Source organism: Brevibacterium siliguriense (genome assembly GCF_900105315.1).
GTDB classification, from domain to species: Bacteria; Actinomycetota; Actinomycetes; order Actinomycetales; family Brevibacteriaceae; genus Brevibacterium; species Brevibacterium siliguriense.
Genome location: NZ_LT629766.1, coordinates 3,854,749 through 3,871,102 on the forward strand (window position 1 = coordinate 3,854,749; position 16,354 = coordinate 3,871,102).

General features: G+C 64.3%; 13 protein-coding genes. 7 read left to right on the top strand and 6 right to left on the bottom strand.

The features are described from left to right. Nucleotides 1-23: 23 nt before the first annotated feature. Nucleotides 24-2,327 carry a S9 family peptidase gene (locus tag BLU88_RS17300; RefSeq protein ID WP_092016698.1) on the bottom strand — a complete coding sequence of 768 codons (2,304 nt, stop codon included), beginning with the start codon at nucleotides 2,325-2,327 and terminating at the stop codon, nucleotides 24-26. A gap of 190 nt (nucleotides 2,328-2,517) precedes the next feature. On the opposite strand from BLU88_RS17300, the gene BLU88_RS17305 reads away from it, so the two are divergent. From BLU88_RS17305 to BLU88_RS17315, 3 genes are read left to right on the top strand one after another with little or no spacing between them, the layout of a single operon-like run. Beyond that, entirely contained in the window at nucleotides 2,518-3,555 is a 1,038-nt protein-coding gene (locus BLU88_RS17305) for a Bug family tripartite tricarboxylate transporter substrate binding protein (protein WP_231939484.1), read from the top strand. Beyond that, nucleotides 3,552-4,226 carry a tripartite tricarboxylate transporter TctB family protein gene (locus tag BLU88_RS17310; RefSeq protein WP_231939485.1) on the top strand — a complete coding sequence of 225 codons (675 nt, stop codon included), beginning with the start codon at nucleotides 3,552-3,554 and terminating at the stop codon, nucleotides 4,224-4,226. The genes BLU88_RS17305 and BLU88_RS17310 overlap by 4 nt, the downstream gene beginning before the upstream one ends. Before the next feature lies 1 nt (nucleotide 4,227). Beyond that, nucleotides 4,228-5,775 carry a tripartite tricarboxylate transporter permease gene (locus tag BLU88_RS17315; protein ID WP_092016702.1) on the top strand — a complete coding sequence of 516 codons (1,548 nt, stop codon included), beginning with the start codon at nucleotides 4,228-4,230 and terminating at the stop codon, nucleotides 5,773-5,775. A gap of 167 nt (nucleotides 5,776-5,942) precedes the next feature. Here the strand turns inward: BLU88_RS17315 and BLU88_RS17320 are convergent, their stop codons facing one another. Further along, nucleotides 5,943-7,481, bottom strand: a complete 1,539-nt coding sequence (locus tag BLU88_RS17320) for an MFS transporter (protein WP_092016705.1) — start codon at nucleotides 7,479-7,481, stop codon at nucleotides 5,943-5,945. A 189-nt stretch (nucleotides 7,482-7,670) separates the two neighbouring features. On the opposite strand from BLU88_RS17320, the gene BLU88_RS17325 reads away from it, so the two are divergent. Continuing rightward, nucleotides 7,671-8,192, top strand: coding sequence for a TetR/AcrR family transcriptional regulator (locus BLU88_RS17325; protein ID WP_092016707.1), 522 nt, complete (start codon nucleotides 7,671-7,673; stop codon nucleotides 8,190-8,192). A gap of 200 nt (nucleotides 8,193-8,392) precedes the next feature. Then, nucleotides 8,393-9,355 (top strand): endonuclease domain-containing protein, encoded by a 963-nt coding sequence (locus BLU88_RS18870; RefSeq protein ID WP_231939486.1) that lies wholly within the window; start codon nucleotides 8,393-8,395, stop codon nucleotides 9,353-9,355. 171 nt (nucleotides 9,356-9,526) lie between these two features. On the opposite strand, the gene BLU88_RS17335 is transcribed toward BLU88_RS18870, so the two are convergent. Next, nucleotides 9,527-11,347 (bottom strand): flavin-containing monooxygenase, encoded by a 1,821-nt coding sequence (locus tag BLU88_RS17335; protein WP_092016709.1) that lies wholly within the window; start codon nucleotides 11,345-11,347, stop codon nucleotides 9,527-9,529. 154 nt (nucleotides 11,348-11,501) lie between these two features. On the opposite strand from BLU88_RS17335, the gene BLU88_RS17340 reads away from it, so the two are divergent. After that, nucleotides 11,502-12,662, top strand: a complete 1,161-nt coding sequence (locus BLU88_RS17340) for a GAF domain-containing protein (protein ID WP_167356915.1) — start codon at nucleotides 11,502-11,504, stop codon at nucleotides 12,660-12,662. 57 nt (nucleotides 12,663-12,719) lie between these two features. Here the strand turns inward: BLU88_RS17340 and BLU88_RS17345 are convergent, their stop codons facing one another. The 3 genes from BLU88_RS17345 to BLU88_RS17355 all read right to left on the bottom strand — a co-directional run bounded on the left by BLU88_RS17345 (nucleotide 12,720) and on the right by BLU88_RS17355 (nucleotide 15,512). Beyond that, the gene (locus tag BLU88_RS17345) at nucleotides 12,720-13,142 is read right to left on the bottom strand and encodes a VOC family protein (RefSeq protein WP_092016713.1); all 423 of its coding nucleotides are present in this window, start codon (nucleotides 13,140-13,142) and stop codon (nucleotides 12,720-12,722) included. Nucleotides 13,143-13,212: 70 nt separating this feature from the next. Further along, nucleotides 13,213-14,064 (bottom strand): helix-turn-helix domain-containing protein, encoded by an 852-nt coding sequence (locus BLU88_RS17350; RefSeq protein WP_092016715.1) that lies wholly within the window; start codon nucleotides 14,062-14,064, stop codon nucleotides 13,213-13,215. A gap of 83 nt (nucleotides 14,065-14,147) precedes the next feature. Then, a complete protein-coding gene (locus tag BLU88_RS17355; RefSeq protein WP_092016717.1) occupies nucleotides 14,148-15,512 on the bottom strand; it encodes a CynX/NimT family MFS transporter in 1,365 nt (454 codons plus the stop codon). An 84-nt stretch (nucleotides 15,513-15,596) separates the two neighbouring features. Here BLU88_RS17355 and BLU88_RS17360 point away from each other — a divergent pair, with 84 nt between their 5' ends. Continuing rightward, the gene (locus BLU88_RS17360) at nucleotides 15,597-16,349 is read left to right on the top strand and encodes a helix-turn-helix transcriptional regulator (protein WP_092016719.1); all 753 of its coding nucleotides are present in this window, start codon (nucleotides 15,597-15,599) and stop codon (nucleotides 16,347-16,349) included. Nucleotides 16,350-16,354: the final 5 nt, after the last annotated feature.

Below are 16,354 nucleotides of genomic sequence, written 5' to 3' on the forward strand. Positions count from 1 at the left end.
TATCTGCGGCGACAGTCGTCCCCTCAGGCCTCTATTTCGACACCCGATCGTCCCAGCACGTCGAGGATCCATGCGTACTCGAAGGCGATCTCCCTCCACGCGTCATACCGGCCGGACGCTCCTCCGTGACCGGCGACCATTTCGGTCTTGAGCAGGGCGTCCGCTCCGACTTCCCGGAGTCGGGCGACCCATTTCGCGGGCTCGACGTAGAGGACTCGGGTGTCGTTGAGCGAGGTCACGGCCAGGATCTTCGGGTAGGCCGCCTCGGTGACGTTTTCGTACGGAGAGTACGAGCGCATGTACTCATAGACCTCAGGATCGTGCAGCGGGTCGCCCCACTCCTCCCATTCGATGACGGTCAGCGGCAGCTCGGGCATGAGGATCGAGGTCAGCGCGTCGACGAAGGGCACCTCAGCGCTGATTCCGGCGAAGAGTTCGGGAGCCATGTTCGAAATCGCGCCCATGAGCAGCCCGCCGGCCGATCCGCCGCTGGCCACGAGCCGGTCAGGGCTAGTCCACCCAGTGTCGATGAGGTGCCGGGCGACGTCGATGAAGTCGGTGAACGTGTTCTTCTTCGCCGTGGTCTTGCCCTGGTCGTACCAGTGTCGGCCCATTTCGCCGCCGCCGCGCACGTGGGCGATGGCGAAGACGACGCCGCGGTCGAGCAGCGACAGTCGGGAGACCGAGAAGTACGGGTCCATGCTCGCTTCATAGGAACCGTACCCGTAGAGAAGCAGCGGCGCCGGCTCCCCCTTCGCCGAGGCGGCGCCGCCGTTCGTCGCGTCCCCGCCGTCGCCTGCCCCCGCCTTCGCCGAGGCGGGACCGCCGTGATCGTCGAAGCGGTGAAGATCCTTGTGGAAGACGACCGAGATCGGGATGTCGGTGCCGTCTTCAGCCTTCGCCCACAGCAGTGTTTCGGTGTAGTCGTCGAGGTCGACCGATCCGAGAACGGGTTGACGCTTGAGAACCGTGTCAGTGCCGTCTGGGACGCTGTGGGAATAGATCACAGCGGGTGTGGACATGGAGGTGAAATGCAGCCGGATGCTCGTCTGCGCGAACTCGGGGTTGCTGCCCAAGTAGAGTGACCCGGTCTCTTGGCCGAAGGGCAGCTCCCGCAGCGGACCGAACGGGGAGGAGGAATCCCCCAAGCGGATGATGCCGACGCGTGCGAAGCCGCCGCGACGGTAGCCGAGCACGATGAAGTCGGCGAAGGCGTCGACGTCTTCGATGCGCAGGTCATCGACGCCCACGGACTCCGAATCGGCACCGGACTCGGCGATCACCGCGGAGTCCGCACCGATGGCGATGACGTCGCGGCCGGGCGCGGTGGGATCGGCGGCCGGGACATCCACGAGTTCGAAGTCGGCGCGGTTGCGGTTGTGGGTGATGAGGAATCGGTCCTCACCGCCGATGACGGCATGCTCGACGTTGTATTCGACTCCGTCGGCTCGGGGCCAGATCTCCTGTGGCTCGGCTTCGAGGTCGTCGGCGCTGATGCTCCAGTACCCTGTGGTCGTCTTCGATCCGGTGACGACGAACATCATCCTGCCCGAACGCGAGAAACCCGATCCAACGAAGAAACGCTCATCGGGTTCATGGAAGATGCACACGTCGTCGCTGCTGTCGGTGCCGACGACGTGGCGCCAGACTTTCTCCGGTCGCCAGGCGTCGTCGACGGTGGTGTAGAAGACGAAGCGTCCGCTCGGGTCGAGGGAGGCTCCGGCGAAGGTGCCGTCGATCGTGTCGGAGAGGTCGTCTCCCGTGGCCAGGTCGCGGACGCGGAGGGTATAGCGTTCGTCGCCGGTAGTGTCGACGCCGTAGAGGAGCCGGCTGCCGTCGTCGGAGAGTGAGAAGGAGCCGAGGGAGAAGAACTTCTGGCCCTCGACGGCGACGTTCGAGTCGAAGACGACTTCCTCACAGGGCAGAGGCTCCTCGCCGACTTCCGGCGGGGTCCAGCCATCGGGTCCGGAGATAGGGGCCCGGACGCTGATGCCGTAGTCGAGTCCGGCCTTCGTGCGGGAGAAGTACCAATAGTTCCCACGCCGGTTGGGCACGGACATATCGGTCTCTTTGATGCGTGTCTTGATCTCGGTGAAGATCGAGTTCTGCAGGCCTTCGAGGTGAGCGGTCTGTGCGCTCGTCCAGGCGTTCTCTGCTTCGAGGTGCGCGATGACCTCGGGCGACTCCTTCTCTCGCATCCACTCGTAGTCGTCGATGAAGGTGTGGCCGTGGTGGGTGCGCTCGAACGGGACCTTCTTCGCCACCGGCGCAGATTTCGGGGTCGCGGTCGTCGAGTCTGCAGAGTCGCTGCCGGAAGTTTCGCTCATGACGCCAGCCTAATAGCAGGCTCAGGATCGACCGCACTCGATCGCTGCATCCCCGCTGACTCCGCACTGAGCAGAATGCACTCAACGCTCTCAATGAGCAGAACGCGCAGAGTGAGCACAACCTCGCAGTCGACACTCAGCAACCTCTAAGGTGAGTCTCACATCACACCTGCCTTCAAAGGAGAAGTCCGTGCCAAAGGCGCCACCTCCCGAGGATTCCATGTCCGAATCCTCCCACCCCTCGAGACGAACCTTCGGTCGCATCGCCTACGGGGCGATCGCCTTGGCGGCGATCGGAACGGCGACGACCTACTCGGTCAAGGCCGCCTCGGCGAAGGGTGACCTGTCATCGAATCTCACCCTCATCGCTCCGGCCGGCGCCGGCGGCGGCTGGGATGGATTCGCGCGCGAGACCCAACAGGCCATGCGCGTCGACCGGCTTGCCAACAATGCCCAGGTCGTCAACATCCCCGGTGCCGGCGGCACGATCGGTCTCGGCAAATTCTCGACCATGCACGGCCAGTCGGACACGATCCTCGCCACCGGCACCGCCATGGTCGGCGGCATCGCGCTGAACAAGTCGCCGGTCGGATTCGACAACACGACCCTGCTCGCTCGCGTGGCCGAGGACTATGACGTGCTCATCGCCGCTGCGGATTCTCCGCACAATACGATCGACGACGTCATCGGCGCGTGGAAGAAGGACCCGAAGGGATTCGTGTGGACGGGCGGTTCGGCCGGCTCGGTCGACCACTTGACCATCGCTCAGTTGGCACTGCTCGGCAAGATCCCCGCCTCCGACATCACCTACATCCCGAAGTCCGGCGGTGGTGAAGCCATCCAGACTCTGCTCTCGGGCACCACCGACTTCGCCTCCTGCGGCTTCAACGAGGTCTCCGATCAGATCGAAGCCGGACGCGTCAAAGCCATCGGCGTGGCCGCGCCCAAACGCATCGACGGCTTCGATGACGTGCCGACCATGACCGAACAGGGCTACGAGGTCACGCTGACGAACTGGCGCGGCTGGCTCGGAGCGCCGGACATCACCGGCGACGACTCCGCTCAGCTCCTCGAGATCCTGCAGAAGACCCGTGACAGTGCAGCGTGGAAAGACGCTCTCGAGCGGAACAAGTGGACCGACGTATGGCAGACCGGCGAGGAGTTCGCCGAGTTCGTCAAAGAAGACAGCTCCCGAGTGGAGAAGCTGCTGAAGGAGTTGGGACTGTGAGCGCACAGACGACAACGAACACGGAAAGGACGGGCCATCTCGGCGCCGGCACCTGGTGGCAGGGACGGTCTGGCCTCATCGTCCCTCTCATCATGGGGGCGTTCTCGACCTATCTGCTCGTCGGCATCCTCACCATGGAAGTCGCCCCGGACGTGGACAAACCAGGCCCGCAGTTCTTCCCGACGATCATCATGCTCGTCGGATACGCGCTGACGATCCTGCTGGTCATCGCCTATATCCGCAATCCCGAACCCGTCGACGTCGACAACGAGCTGCCGGCCACGGCCGAGGAGGACAAGGCGTTCTCGACTCCGGTCACCTCGGCGGTCGCGGCCTCGCGGCTCTCCCCTCATGAGGAAGACGAGCCGGAACGCGACCGCCAGGCTCTCGCCGCTGCACGCAAGGCCGATGCGAAGCACCGCACGCACAGTGACTTCGTGTCCCTGGCCTGGGGCGCGGGCGGCTTTGCGGCGTTCGCACTCATCCTCGAATTCGCCGGATGGATCATCGCCGCAGCACTCCTGTTCTGGTGCGTGGCTCGGTCGATGGGCTCGAAGAAGCCGCTGTTCGACCTCACTCTGGCACTGACGTTCTCGTCCCTGGTCTACATCGCCTTCTCGGTGATGCTGGGACTCAACCTTCCTTCGGGAATCCTGGGAGGTGGCTTCTGATATGGACGCCCTCATGTCCCTCTTCGAAGGGTTCACACACGCTCTGACGCCGATGAACCTGCTGTGGGTCCTCGTCGGCTGCTTCCTCGGCACCGCCGTCGGTGTGCTGCCGGGTCTGGGCTCGTCGATGGCCGTGGCCCTGCTGCTGCCCATGACCTTCGCGCTGGACCCCACGGGCGCGTTCATCATGTTCGCCGGCGTCTACTTCGGTGGGCTCTTCGGCGACTCGACGATGGCCATCCTTATGAACACCCCGGGTCAGGCCTCTGCGATCGCCTCGACGTTCGAAGGCCACAAGATGGCCAAGGCCGGGCGGGCCCCGCAGGCCCTGGCAACGGCCGCGATCGGCGCGTTCATCGGCGGGTTCATCTCCTGCTTCCTCGTCGTCTTCGTCGCCCCGGCCCTGGCCGACCTATCGACGAGCTTCGGCCCGGCGGAGTTCTTCGCCCTCGCACTCTTCGCATTCGTCGCCACCTCCTCCGTGGTCGCCGATTCGGTGCTCAAGGGCCTCACGGCTCTGGTGCTGGGCATCGGCTTCACCGTCATCGGCATCGACTCGGTTTCGGGTACGGAGCGGTTCACCCTCGGCGTGCCCGAGCTCTTCGACGGAGTCTCTCTGGTCACGGTGACCGTGGGTGTGCTGGCGCTGGGCGAGGTGTTCTTCATCGCTTCCCGCATCCGCCGTCAGACCAAGGACAACACGATCAACTCCTCCGGTCGGCCGTTCCTGTCCCGCAAGGAGGTCGGCGAAGCTCTGCCGGCGTGGCTGCGTGGAACCGCGATCGGCCTGCCTTTCGGTGTCATCCCCGTCGGCGGTGCCGATGTTCCGACGTTCATGGCCTACGGTCTGGAGCGCAAGCTCGATTCCCGTCGGAAGGATCCGCGGTTCGGCAAGGGTGCGATTCGTGGTCTTGCCGCCCCCGAGGCGGCCGGATCGGCGACGACGGGCATTGCAATGGGTGCCCTGTTGGCTCTGGGTCTGCCGATCTCGGCGACGGCGGCGATCATGCTGGCGGCGTTCCGTCAGTACGGCATCCAGCCCGGTCCGCTGCTCTTCGACCGCTCCCCCGAGCTCGTGTGGGGTCTGCTGGCGAGCTTCTTCGTCGCGATGATCGTGCTGCTCATCATCAACCTGCCGTTCGCTCCGCTGTGGGCGAAGCTGCTGATGATCCCGGACCCGTACCTCTACGGCGGCATCGCGGTCTTCTGCGGCCTGGGCATCTATGCGACGTCCGCCTCGACCTTCGAGCTGCTCATCCTGCTGGGCATCGGAGTGTTGAGCTTCGTGCTCAAGCGCTACGGTGTGCCTCTGGCGCCGCTGATGATCGGCATGGTGCTCGGTCCCCTTGCCGAGTCGAACCTGCGCGATGCCCTGCTGGCTTCCGGCGGTGATGCGTCGACTTTGGTGTCGTCGCCGATCACGATCATCATCTACGTCGTGCTCATCGCGGCTCTCGTCTACACCGGCATCGGCCGAGTGCTGGCCCGCAAGCGGCAGAAGCAGGCGATGTCGGACTCATCGATTTCCACGGAGTCGATCAGCCTCTGACAAACCGGCGGCGCCCGGCTGCGGTTCCGGCTCCAGCGCGACGCCCACCTGCCGTTCAAGGCCAAGCGCGGATATCGAGACGTCTACGTCCCGATATCCGCGCTTCTGCTTGGTCGAGGATCGTCAGGCCAGCCACCCGCCGCCCGAGGACTCCCTAACTCGTCCGGTCAGCGGTCGGCGTTGGCGGCAGCGCCCGGCAGGAGTCTCCCGGCCCCTTTGAGGCCGAAGCTCGTGAGCACGGCGGCGATGAGGACGAGGACGACGGCCGCTCCGGCCGCCCACTGCACACCGAAGTCGAAGGCGCTCACGGCCGCCTCGGTGATCTTCTCCCCGGCCGCGGCGCTCAGTCCGGACGCGTATTCGAGAGCGGAACCGAGCGTCTCGAACTCGGCTTTGCCCGCTTTGCCCCCGATCGCGGATTGCAGCGCGGATCCGTACATGAATGTCGAGAGCCCGCCGAGGACGGTGGTACCCATGACGGATCCGAATTCGTAGGCGGTCTCCGAGATCGCCGAGGCGGCTCCGGCCTTGTGGGCGGGGACCGCGGCGAGGATGAGGTCGTTCGTGATGACCTCGGCGGTGCCGAGTCCGATGCCGAGGATGAGGAAAGCCAGCAGCATTCCCGTCACGGAGTGTTCGGAGGTGAAGGCGATGATGCCCATGCCGACGGCGTTGAGCGCCAGCGCGCAGGGCACGACGACGCGCGGTTCGAACCGGGAGATGAGCGGCACCGCGAGGTAGCCGGCCGCGACCGAGGTGATCAGTCCCGGGATGAGCACAAGGGCGGCGTCGATCGGAGAGAGTCCGAGCACGAGCTGGAGCAGCTGAGTGCCGAAGTAGAGGAACCCGGCCAGACCCATGACGCTCAGCAGGTTCGACACCACCGCCGAGGTGAACACGGAGTTCGCGAACAGTCGTACGTCGAGCATCGGGTTCGGTGTGGCGAGCTGGCGGAGGACGAAGCTGGCACCGGCGACGATGGCCACCGACAGGCTCAGCCAGAAGAGGAAGTCGGCACCAGACGCCATGCTGTGCTTGATGGCGAAGACGAGCGGTGCCAGGGCGAGCATCGACAGGATGATGGAGAACAGGTCGAAGCGACCCGGATTCGGATCACGCGATTCGGGCAGAAGAATGGCGGCCGCGGGGATGAAGAGCGCGATGAGCGGCAGGTTGATGAAGAACACCGAGCTCCAGTGGAAGTGCTCGAGCAGAAAACCGCCGACGATCGGCCCCAGAGCGGCACCGCCGGAGAACATCGCGGCCCAGGTGGCGATCGCGATGCGGCGGTCCCTGTCGTGGTCGAAGATGTTGCGGATGAGCGACAGTGTTGAGGGCATGAGGGTGGCACCGAAGATGCCGAGCAGAGCGCGGGCGAGGATGAGCATCTCGGCGGAGGTGGAGAACGCCGCTAGCAGTGAGGCCGCACCGAAGCCGGTGGACCCGATGATGAGCAGCTTGCGACGCCCGACCCGATCGCCGAGGCTGCCCATGGCCACCAGCAAACCGGCGAGCATGAGCGCGTAGATGTCGACGATCCACAGCAGCTGCGTGCCTGTCGGGTGCAGGCCCGTGCTGATGGCCGGGATCGCGAAGCCGAGGACCGTGTTGTCGATCGAGATCAGCAGCACGGGGATCATGAGCACCGCGAGACCGGCCCATTCGCGCCGGCCGGCACGCAGCTGTGGAGTCAGTGTCGTTGCCATGCCTACAACTGTACCGTCTGGACGGTACAGTTGAAAAGCGATTGGCGCGCTCCGACCGTGATGCTCAGGTATTGCGCAGGAACGGGCCCGACCGTGCGAAGCTTCCGAGCGGTCTCGTGCATGCCCAGCTGGCAGAACATCGGGCAGACGTCCGTCTCATGAGTACAGCCATGGACTAGGCTCGTGGCTATGGCACGCAATCCGACCGCAACCAAGGAGAAGCTGCTCGACGCCTTCGATACGCTCCTCGACGAACACGGCACAGCCGGAGCGACTTTGGACGCAGTAGCCGCGAAGGCCGGAGTCTCCAAAGGCGGTCTGCTCTATCATTTCGGGTCGAAGGCCGAACTCATCAAGGGCAGCCTGGAACGCCTCGACCAGCTGGTCGACGAAGACATCGAAGAGATGAAGGCCGCCGGCGAGCGCCTTCACTATTACTATCTCGAGACTTCCGCCGAGGTCGGCACTCCCCTGGACCGCAGCCTCATCGCCGCCGGCTGCCTTGCGCTCGAGAACGAGGACGCCAAGGCAGCTCTGCGCAATACCCGGGAAGCCTGGTTCAACGTGCTCAACGACCACCTCGGCGATGCTGATCTGGCGATGACGATCCAGCTCATCGGCGACGGAATGTACTTCAATCAGAACTTCGGGCTCTCGCAGGACGAGGCCCTTGACCACGTGAAGCGAGTGCTCACTCGTTTGGGGCTCTAAGGCAACTGCAACTGCCTCCGAACATAAAGTTCCGGACATTTCGTGCGGGATAGTGCGTCAGTCTCCCGCACAGATCGTCCGGAAGTCGGCGCGCCGCCGCAGTACCACTCGCACCTAGGTGCCTGTGGATAGCGATTCTTTATCCACACGCCGGATTCTCGCCATTCCCTTTCCGCGGCCAGCAGACGAGGCTGGCACCTATGTCCATTGACACCCGCTGGGTGATGCACGATTTTCCTGAGGTCTTCCGAAGCCGGGACTACATCGAACGAGGCATCACAAGGCACAGCCTCTATCATTCGAAGCGCTATAAGCAGGTGCTCCCCGGCGTACGGATGGACCGCGAACGGTTCGACCGTCGTCCGATACCTGCGTGGGCTGATACTAGCTGGCTGTTTGATGCGCAGAGGCTCCGAGCCGCACTCCTTCACTACCCAGACATTGCTGCTGGCCATGCCCTTGCCGCGCGCCTCTATGGCTGGCCCCTTCCGTCCAACTGGATGACGTCGCAGCTCCATGTCTCAATCCAAAATCCCAATTCCCGGATCAGACTCCCTGGAATCACACTGCGCCGAATGACGAATATGACGGTCACACAATGGTTCGATTTGCCCATTCTCGCTCCTGCAGACGTCATCATCGGCATCGCAGGCGACCTGCTGCAACGCGACCTCGTGAAACTCTGCGACGCGGCCGTTGGCAACTGGCACGGACCACCGCAGATCGGCCTCGACGAACTGCGTGACTGCGTTCGCACACGTCCTTTTATCCGGGGACGAAAACACCTCTCCGAGGCAGTCGGTCTTGCCCGTCAAACTGTCGACTCACCACCGGAGACAGACCTGCGGCTGTGGGCCGTCGAGGTCGGTCTCCCTGAACCCGTCGTTCACCCTCAGGTCCTCAGCCGCATCCTTGGGCGCATAGTCGAACCTGACCTCGGCTATCCCCACGCGCGGCTCGCGTTGGAGTACGAAGGCAATCACCATTTCGAGTCGAAACGCCAGAGAGAAAGCGATCTCAGACGCGACGAAGCGCTTCGGGCTGAGGGCTGGACGGTCCTCCACGTGACGAGCAACACCAACTACATCTTGTTAGAGGCACAGATTCGTGATCACTTGGGATTCGAACCTCGCCCGGGACATCACAGCCGCTATCGAAGATGACGATTGCCTGCGACTGACTCCGCTTGAGACAGTGAGTTCCGGACGATCCGTGCTGATTACCGAGGTCTGAGTCAGCACGGGTCGTCCGAAACTCCCAGAGCTTCCTGCGATGAAAGCAACAACCAAGAGCGGGCCACCCCGAAACCTGAGAACTTCTCAGGCTTCTCACCCTCAGCTCAGGTGATGGACCTCCTGCAGCCCGTACACCGGAGTCTCGATGCCTTCATGCCGGGCCTTGAGCTGCAGAGCAAGGTAGAGCGAGTAATGACGTGCCTGGTGCAGGTTGCCACCCATGAACCACAGATTCTCCTGCTGAGTGGGTTTCCACATGTTACGCTGCTCGCCCTCCCACGGGCCCGGGTCCTTCGTCGTCTCCGACCCCAGGCCCCAGCATTTGCCGACCTTGTCCGCGGTCTCCTGATCGACGAGGTCCGCGACCCAGCCGTTCATCGAACCGTAGCCGGTGGCGTAGACGACGAGGTCAGCTGGCAGCGCAGTCCCGTCCGCCAATACAACCGAGTCGGAAGTCAGGTGGTCGACCTGCCCCTTGGACAGCTTCACCTTTCCGTCGGCGACGAGCTCGGCGGATCCGACGTCGATGTAGTAGCCCGATCCACGACGCAGGTATTTGAGGAACAGGCCGGATTCATCGTCACCGAAGTCGAGGTCGAATCCGGCGTTCTCCATCCGTTGGTAGAAGTCCTTGTCCTCTTCCTTGATCTGGTTATAGAGCGGGATCTGGAATTCGTGCATGATCCGGTACGGCAGTGACGCGAAGATGAGATCCGCTTTCTCCGTCGTCACCCCGCCCTCCAGCGCACGTTCGGAGTACAGGTCGCCCATCGCGATCTCCACGAGCGAATCGCTCTTGACGATGTGTGTGCTCGAGCGCTGCACCATCGTGACGTCGGCGCCGTTCTCGTACAAGGCGCCGCAGATGTCGAAGGCCGAGTTGTTACTGCCGATGACGACGACCTTCTTGCCGGCGTAGGCATCGGGGCCCGGGTGCTGCGAGGAGTGCTGCTGCTCGCCCTTGAAGATGTCGGAGCCCGGGAAGGTGGGGATGTTCGGCTTGCCCGACATGCCCGTGGCCATCACCAGATGGGTCGGATGCAGAGTGATATTCTCCCCGTTCCGATCAACCTCGACCGTCCACCGGCCTGCCGCTTCGTCATATTTCGCCGAGGCGGCTGTGGTCGATGACCAGTACGGGATCTCCATCACCTTCGTGTAGAACTCCAACCAGTCCGCGATCTTGTCCTTCGGTGCGAACACCGGCCAGTTGTCGGGGAACTTCAGATACGGCAGGTGGTCGTACCAGACCGGATCGTGCAGGCACAGCGATTTGTACCGCGACCGCCACTGGTCACCCGGACGTTCCCACCGGTCGATGACCAACGAGGGCACCCCGAGTTGGCGGAGGCGAGCACCGAGGGCGATCCCGCCCTGCCCGCCGCCGACGACGAGGATGTAGGGATCGGTGGTCTTGCCCCAGGCTTCGTCCTCCTCGGCGAGCTTCTCCGACCAGCTCTTCCGCTCGGGATCGACACCGTGCTCTGCCCCTTTGATGCGGCGGGTGCCGCGCGGCTCCTCGTGTCCGGCGATCTCCTGCAGCGAGGTGAGCATGGTCCAGGCCTTGATACCGTCTTCGTCGATGAGGCGGACGAGCCCTTTGCCGCGCCCCACCGCGGTGGCGAAAGTGAACCAGGCTTCGGTCACTCCGTCGGCAGTTGCCGCCGGCTCGCTGAGTTCGAATTCCTCCGGTGCGACCCGGTCGAGATTATGGGTGAGCAGGTCGGTGACCCCGTCGGGATCCTCCACCGTTTTGAGGTTCCAGGTGAAGGAGACGAGGTCCCTCCAGTAGCTGTCGGTGGCGAACAGTCCGGCGGCGGCCGGAATGTCCCGGCGGCTCAGCGCCGATTCGAAGTCCTGCAGCCACCTCATTGCGATGTCGTCGGCAGTCAGCTGGGGACGGTCGAGCGTCGTTGTCATCTTTCCTCCTCATTGAGTTCAGTGACTCCAAGCTAGGCCGGGCGCCAACAGCTCGGAAGAGTTGCATCGGATTGCATGCCTCTCACCGAGGCGGGATTCTCACGGACGCTTCGACCCCATGGTCTGGGGTTCGTTCCCGTTTTATACTCAAGGCATGCTTCAGCCGGATCTGGCGCATCTCGCCAGGGATCTGACACGCATTCACGATGCTGTGATCACCGGGGCGTCACCCCCGGTGCAACCGCGCGCGCTGGTCAGGCGCTCGTGGGATCGGATGCTGCGCTTGGGCCTGGACCCGGATGGTGCGAATGCGCGAATCGTCGCCGATGAGGCCGAGTTGGAGACTCGACGGAGGAAATCGCGGCTGCGCTTGGTCGTCGAGGAGATGCGGTCAGTGCTGTTGCGGGCCCCTGATGCGGCTCCATTCATCCTCGTAGTCACCGATGCCGACGGCGTCATTCTGTGGCGAGATGGTGCAGCGTCCGCCAGACGCCAAGCCGATGAACTCGGATTCGTCGAAGGAGCTCATTGGTCTGAGGCCAAGGTCGGCACGAACGCCATCGGCACGGCGCTGACCGAGGAGGCACCCGTCCAGCTCTTCTCCGCCGAACACTTCGAGGCGTCTCAGCACCCCTGGTACTGCAGCGCCGTGCCCGTGCACGACCCGCACGATGGGACTCTCTTGGGAGTCGTCGATATCAGTGGCCCGGCGATGACGCTTCACCCGGCCGTGCAGTCCTTGGTGACGACGGCGGTGCGCCTGGCCGAGGCCAGGCTGATGATCGCTCAGCAGGAAGCGCTGAACACTCTGCGCGACCGGATGTCGGCGATGCTCGCCGGCACTTCCGGACCGGCCCTCGTCGTCGACGATGCCGGGTGGGTGGCATACCAGCAGGGGGTGCGCAGCCGTGACCGCATCGAAGCTCCAGCTGCTGACCGGTCCATCCTCATCCCCGGCGCAGGCCTGTGCCTGCCGGAGAAGATCACCGGCGGGTGGCTGCTGCGGCCCACCGGTGACCGTCGCGCCTCGGTGACTCTGCGGATGAGGCAGGATCCACCCGTTCTCGATATCCACTCCGGCACCGACCCCTTGGTCGTTCCGCTCACGCCACGGCGTGCGCAGATTTTGGCGGCGGTCACCTCGGCGGGGTCTGCGGGGATCAGTGCCGCCGACCTCAGCCAGCGCCTCTACGGGGACGGCGACCATGTGGTCACCGTCCGCGCAGAGGTCTCGCGTCTGCGCCGCTCGGTCGGGGCCCTGCTCGCCACCCGACCCTACCGATGGGCTGAAGGCGTCGACGCACGAGTGGACTGAGGGTCAGTCCGAGATTGCGTTTCCGAGAGTTGGAAACCGCAACCGGTCGCTATCGTCCTACCCATTTGCCCCGCGGTAGCTCCCGACCGACCACAGCACACCCTCGGGGTCTTGGACGGCGAAGTCGAGCGACCCGTAGTCCTGCTGCGTCAGTCCCATGACCTCGGTGGCGCCCGCGGCGAGCGCACGCGCGTGTAGCTCACGGACGTTTCCGGAGGCCAGATACACCGACCCCGAGGCGACTCCGGTCTTCGTCATGACCCCGCCGTCATCGCGCACGGACCCGAGCATCACTCCCCCGCCCTCGGGCCAGGCGAGTTCGGCGTGTTCGATGCGGTTCGGGTCGTCGGCATTCGTGTATTCGGCGACGACTTCGAAGCCGAGCGCCTCCTGGAGAAATACGATCGCGGCTTCGGCATCGCGATAGCGGAACGTGGGCCAGACGTTGCAGGCCCGAGCATCTGCGGGTTCGGCGGACATAAGGACTCCTTCTCTCTCGGTGTTCTTGAGAGGAGCATTCCCCTCCCGGTCTTGGACAAATGGGAACAGTTCATCCCCTCGCCGAGGCGGCCCCCACCGAATCCGGTCCCACCGTGTGCGTTCGGGCCACGTCATCAGCAGCCAACCACTGGCTCGGGCTGAGGCCGACGAAATCCTGGAAGTCCCGGTTGAGGTGCGCCTGATCGGCGTAACCGCAGTTCGTCGCGATCTCCGCCATGCTGCCCCGGCCCGCCGGGATCAGACGCCGTGCCCGATCGAAGCGGATGATGCGTGCGGCGTCTTTGGGGCCGATCCCGTATTCGGACCGGAACTGGCTGCCCAGATGGCGTCTGCTCCATCCGATGTCATCGGCGACGAGGGAGACGGGCAGACCGCCATGGCTGTCGGCGATCCGTTGCCAGGCGTCGGCCACCTCGGTGCGGGGTCTATTCGTGTCATCGAGCGTGCGCATGAGCACGTCGTCGATGGCGGCAAAGCGGGCGGACCATTCTGTCTCGAGGTTGACCCGTTCATGGAGTTCCGCGGCCAGCGGCCGGGAGATCCGAGCGACGTCAACACTGTGGTGAGCGAACTCAGCGGCGGGGATCCCGAAGAACGCCCGCGGGGCCGACGGACTGAAGTTGATCTGGATTCCGGACATCGCGCCGGGGTGAGCGATGAGCGTCGAGCGCAGGTGGAGGCCGGCGAGCAGCACGTCGAAATGCTCGCAACTGCCGGTGACCGCTTCGACCTGACACAGCGGTTCGTCGATCGAGACGATGAAGGTCAATGTTCCCGAGGGCAGCCCGAGGTGCGTCCCTGCGCGGACGCCGGAGATGTCGTAGCCGGCGTAATCGCCCACGAACGGTCGCAGTCTCGGGTGAGGCCGACGGATCAGCTCGTCATTGCGCGACGCGGACATGCCGCCAGTGTAGACCCGTGCCCTCGGCCGACAGTCGGATACTTGAGGTGCCGTCCTGCAATGAGCCCGGCAGTACTGACGATTCAACCGCGCAGCAGCACCTTACGGCAGCCGACCCCACCGGCGCGCACATATTTGTCCTGGGCTGCGATTCCGCCGATGAGAAGCTGAGCCACGAGCAGCACGAGGAGGGTGACGAGTGGCACCGTCCACGAACTGGTCACCGTGTGCAGCCAACCGAGGCCGAAGGGACCGAGTCCGGCGAAGAGATATCCCAGACCCTGCGCCATCGTCGAGACGTGACCGGTGTGATGTGCGTCCGGAGACCGCCACACGATATAGGACAGCGACAGACTGATTGCCGCGCCCTGTCCGAGACCCATCAACGTCATCCATACAGGCGCTCCGGCCGCGGGAGCGATGAGGAGCCCTGCGATTCCGGAACCGATGAGGATCGAGGCCGCGGCAGCACCGATCCAGCGCGGCCGGATTCTCTGCGCCAGAGTTGGCGTGAAGAGGCAGGTGAGGATCGCAGGGAAGGCGGAGTACGACAGCATCCAGCCGGCTTTGCCCGCAGCCATGCCGCCGTCCTGCAGAATCACCGGCACCCAGGTCAGCGCAGCGTAGTAGCTCAGCGACTGCAGTCCCATGAATCCGGTGACCGCCCAAGCGATGGGATCAGTGAGGATCGAGCGGAAGGGCGGCTCCCCGGTTTCGCTCAAAGCATCTGCGGAAGCACCGTCGGCGGAGTCCTCGACAGTGGCCCGCCGGGACTCCGGGAGGTCAGCCGAGCGGTGCAGCATGTTCGGGAGCCACAGCATCACCGCCAGAACTGCCGGGACCGCCCAGATTCCGAGGGCCCACCGCCACGATCCGTCAAAGGCGGACATGATCGGCACTGTCAGACCTGACGCGAGCGCGGCGCCGAGGAACAGCGACGTCGAGTACAAGCCCATCATCAGGCCGACCCGGTGAGAGAAGTCGCTTTTGATTGCGGTCGGCAGCAGGACGTTACCGACCGCGATGGCTGCTCCGACGAGTACGGTTCCTCCGAGGAGGGCGAGCAGGCTCGGCTGCAACCGCAACGCGATCCCGGCAGCGAGGATGATCATGAGGACCCCGAGCACCCTATGCATGCCGAACCGTCGTGTGAGCGCGGGCGTGAGGAACGCGAACGCCCCGAAGGAGAAGACTGGGATCGTCGTCAGGAGGCTGCCCTCTGTGGCAGTGAGACGCAGATCGCCGAGGATATCCCCGAGCACCGGACCGACCGAGGCGACGCCGATGCGCAGGTTGAGGCCGATGAGGATGAGACCTGCACCGAGGAGGAGCAGGGTCCTCCAACTCCGGCTGCCGTGCGCCGGAGATCGGCTTGGAAATTCGCGAAGAGCATGCACCTCGTCAGTGAATGCGAGTTCTTGATCGAAGTTCTGGTCGAGTCTTTTCATTGCGTCCTGTCGTTTCGCTCGGGTGCTGACAATTCTCATTCAAGCGCCATCTGCGTCGGCGGAGAACCATTAAACTGACTCGATATGACCGTTTTCAGCCACACCTCGTTGAGCCCGGAACTCGTCCACCTGCTCGGGCACGATGAGTTGACCCCAGCGCACACTCACGACCTCGGTCATCTGGTGTATCCGGCGACGGGGGTGCTGTCCTTGGTCACCCGCGAGGGCTCATGGATTGCGCCATCGAATCGTGTCGTCTGGGTGCCCGCGGAATTCGAGCATCAGCACCGCGCGCATGGTGCCGCTGACATGCGCGTCGTCTTCCTCCCCAAGCACATGGCTGCGTCGCTCGTCGACCGGCCTGCTGTTCTGGCGACGACCCCGCTGGCCAGAGAGGCGATGTTGGGGCTGACCGGTACACGACACCGGACGAAGGAAAGCGCCGACCGGCTCCGCCTCGTCATCATCGACGAGCTGACGGTCACCGGCGAACAGCCGCTCCACCTCCCCGAGCCGGTCGACCCTCGGCTGCTGACCGTGACAAAACTCGTCGAGGAGGATCTGGCGAATCCGGTGTCTCTGGCTGAGCTCGGCCGTCGGGTGGGGGCCGGCGAGCGGACTCTGACTCGGCTGTTTCAGCAGGAGACCGGGATGACGTTCCGTCAATGGCGTGCCGAGTTGCGCATCCACCGGGCGCTGCTGCTCTTGACCGACGGGTGGAGCGTCTACGACACCGCGGCCGAATGCGGATGGGCGAATCCCAGCTCATTCATCACCGTGTTCACCGCCCTGGTCGGCACAAGCCCGGGCCAATACCGACAATCCCTGCACGGCTGATCATT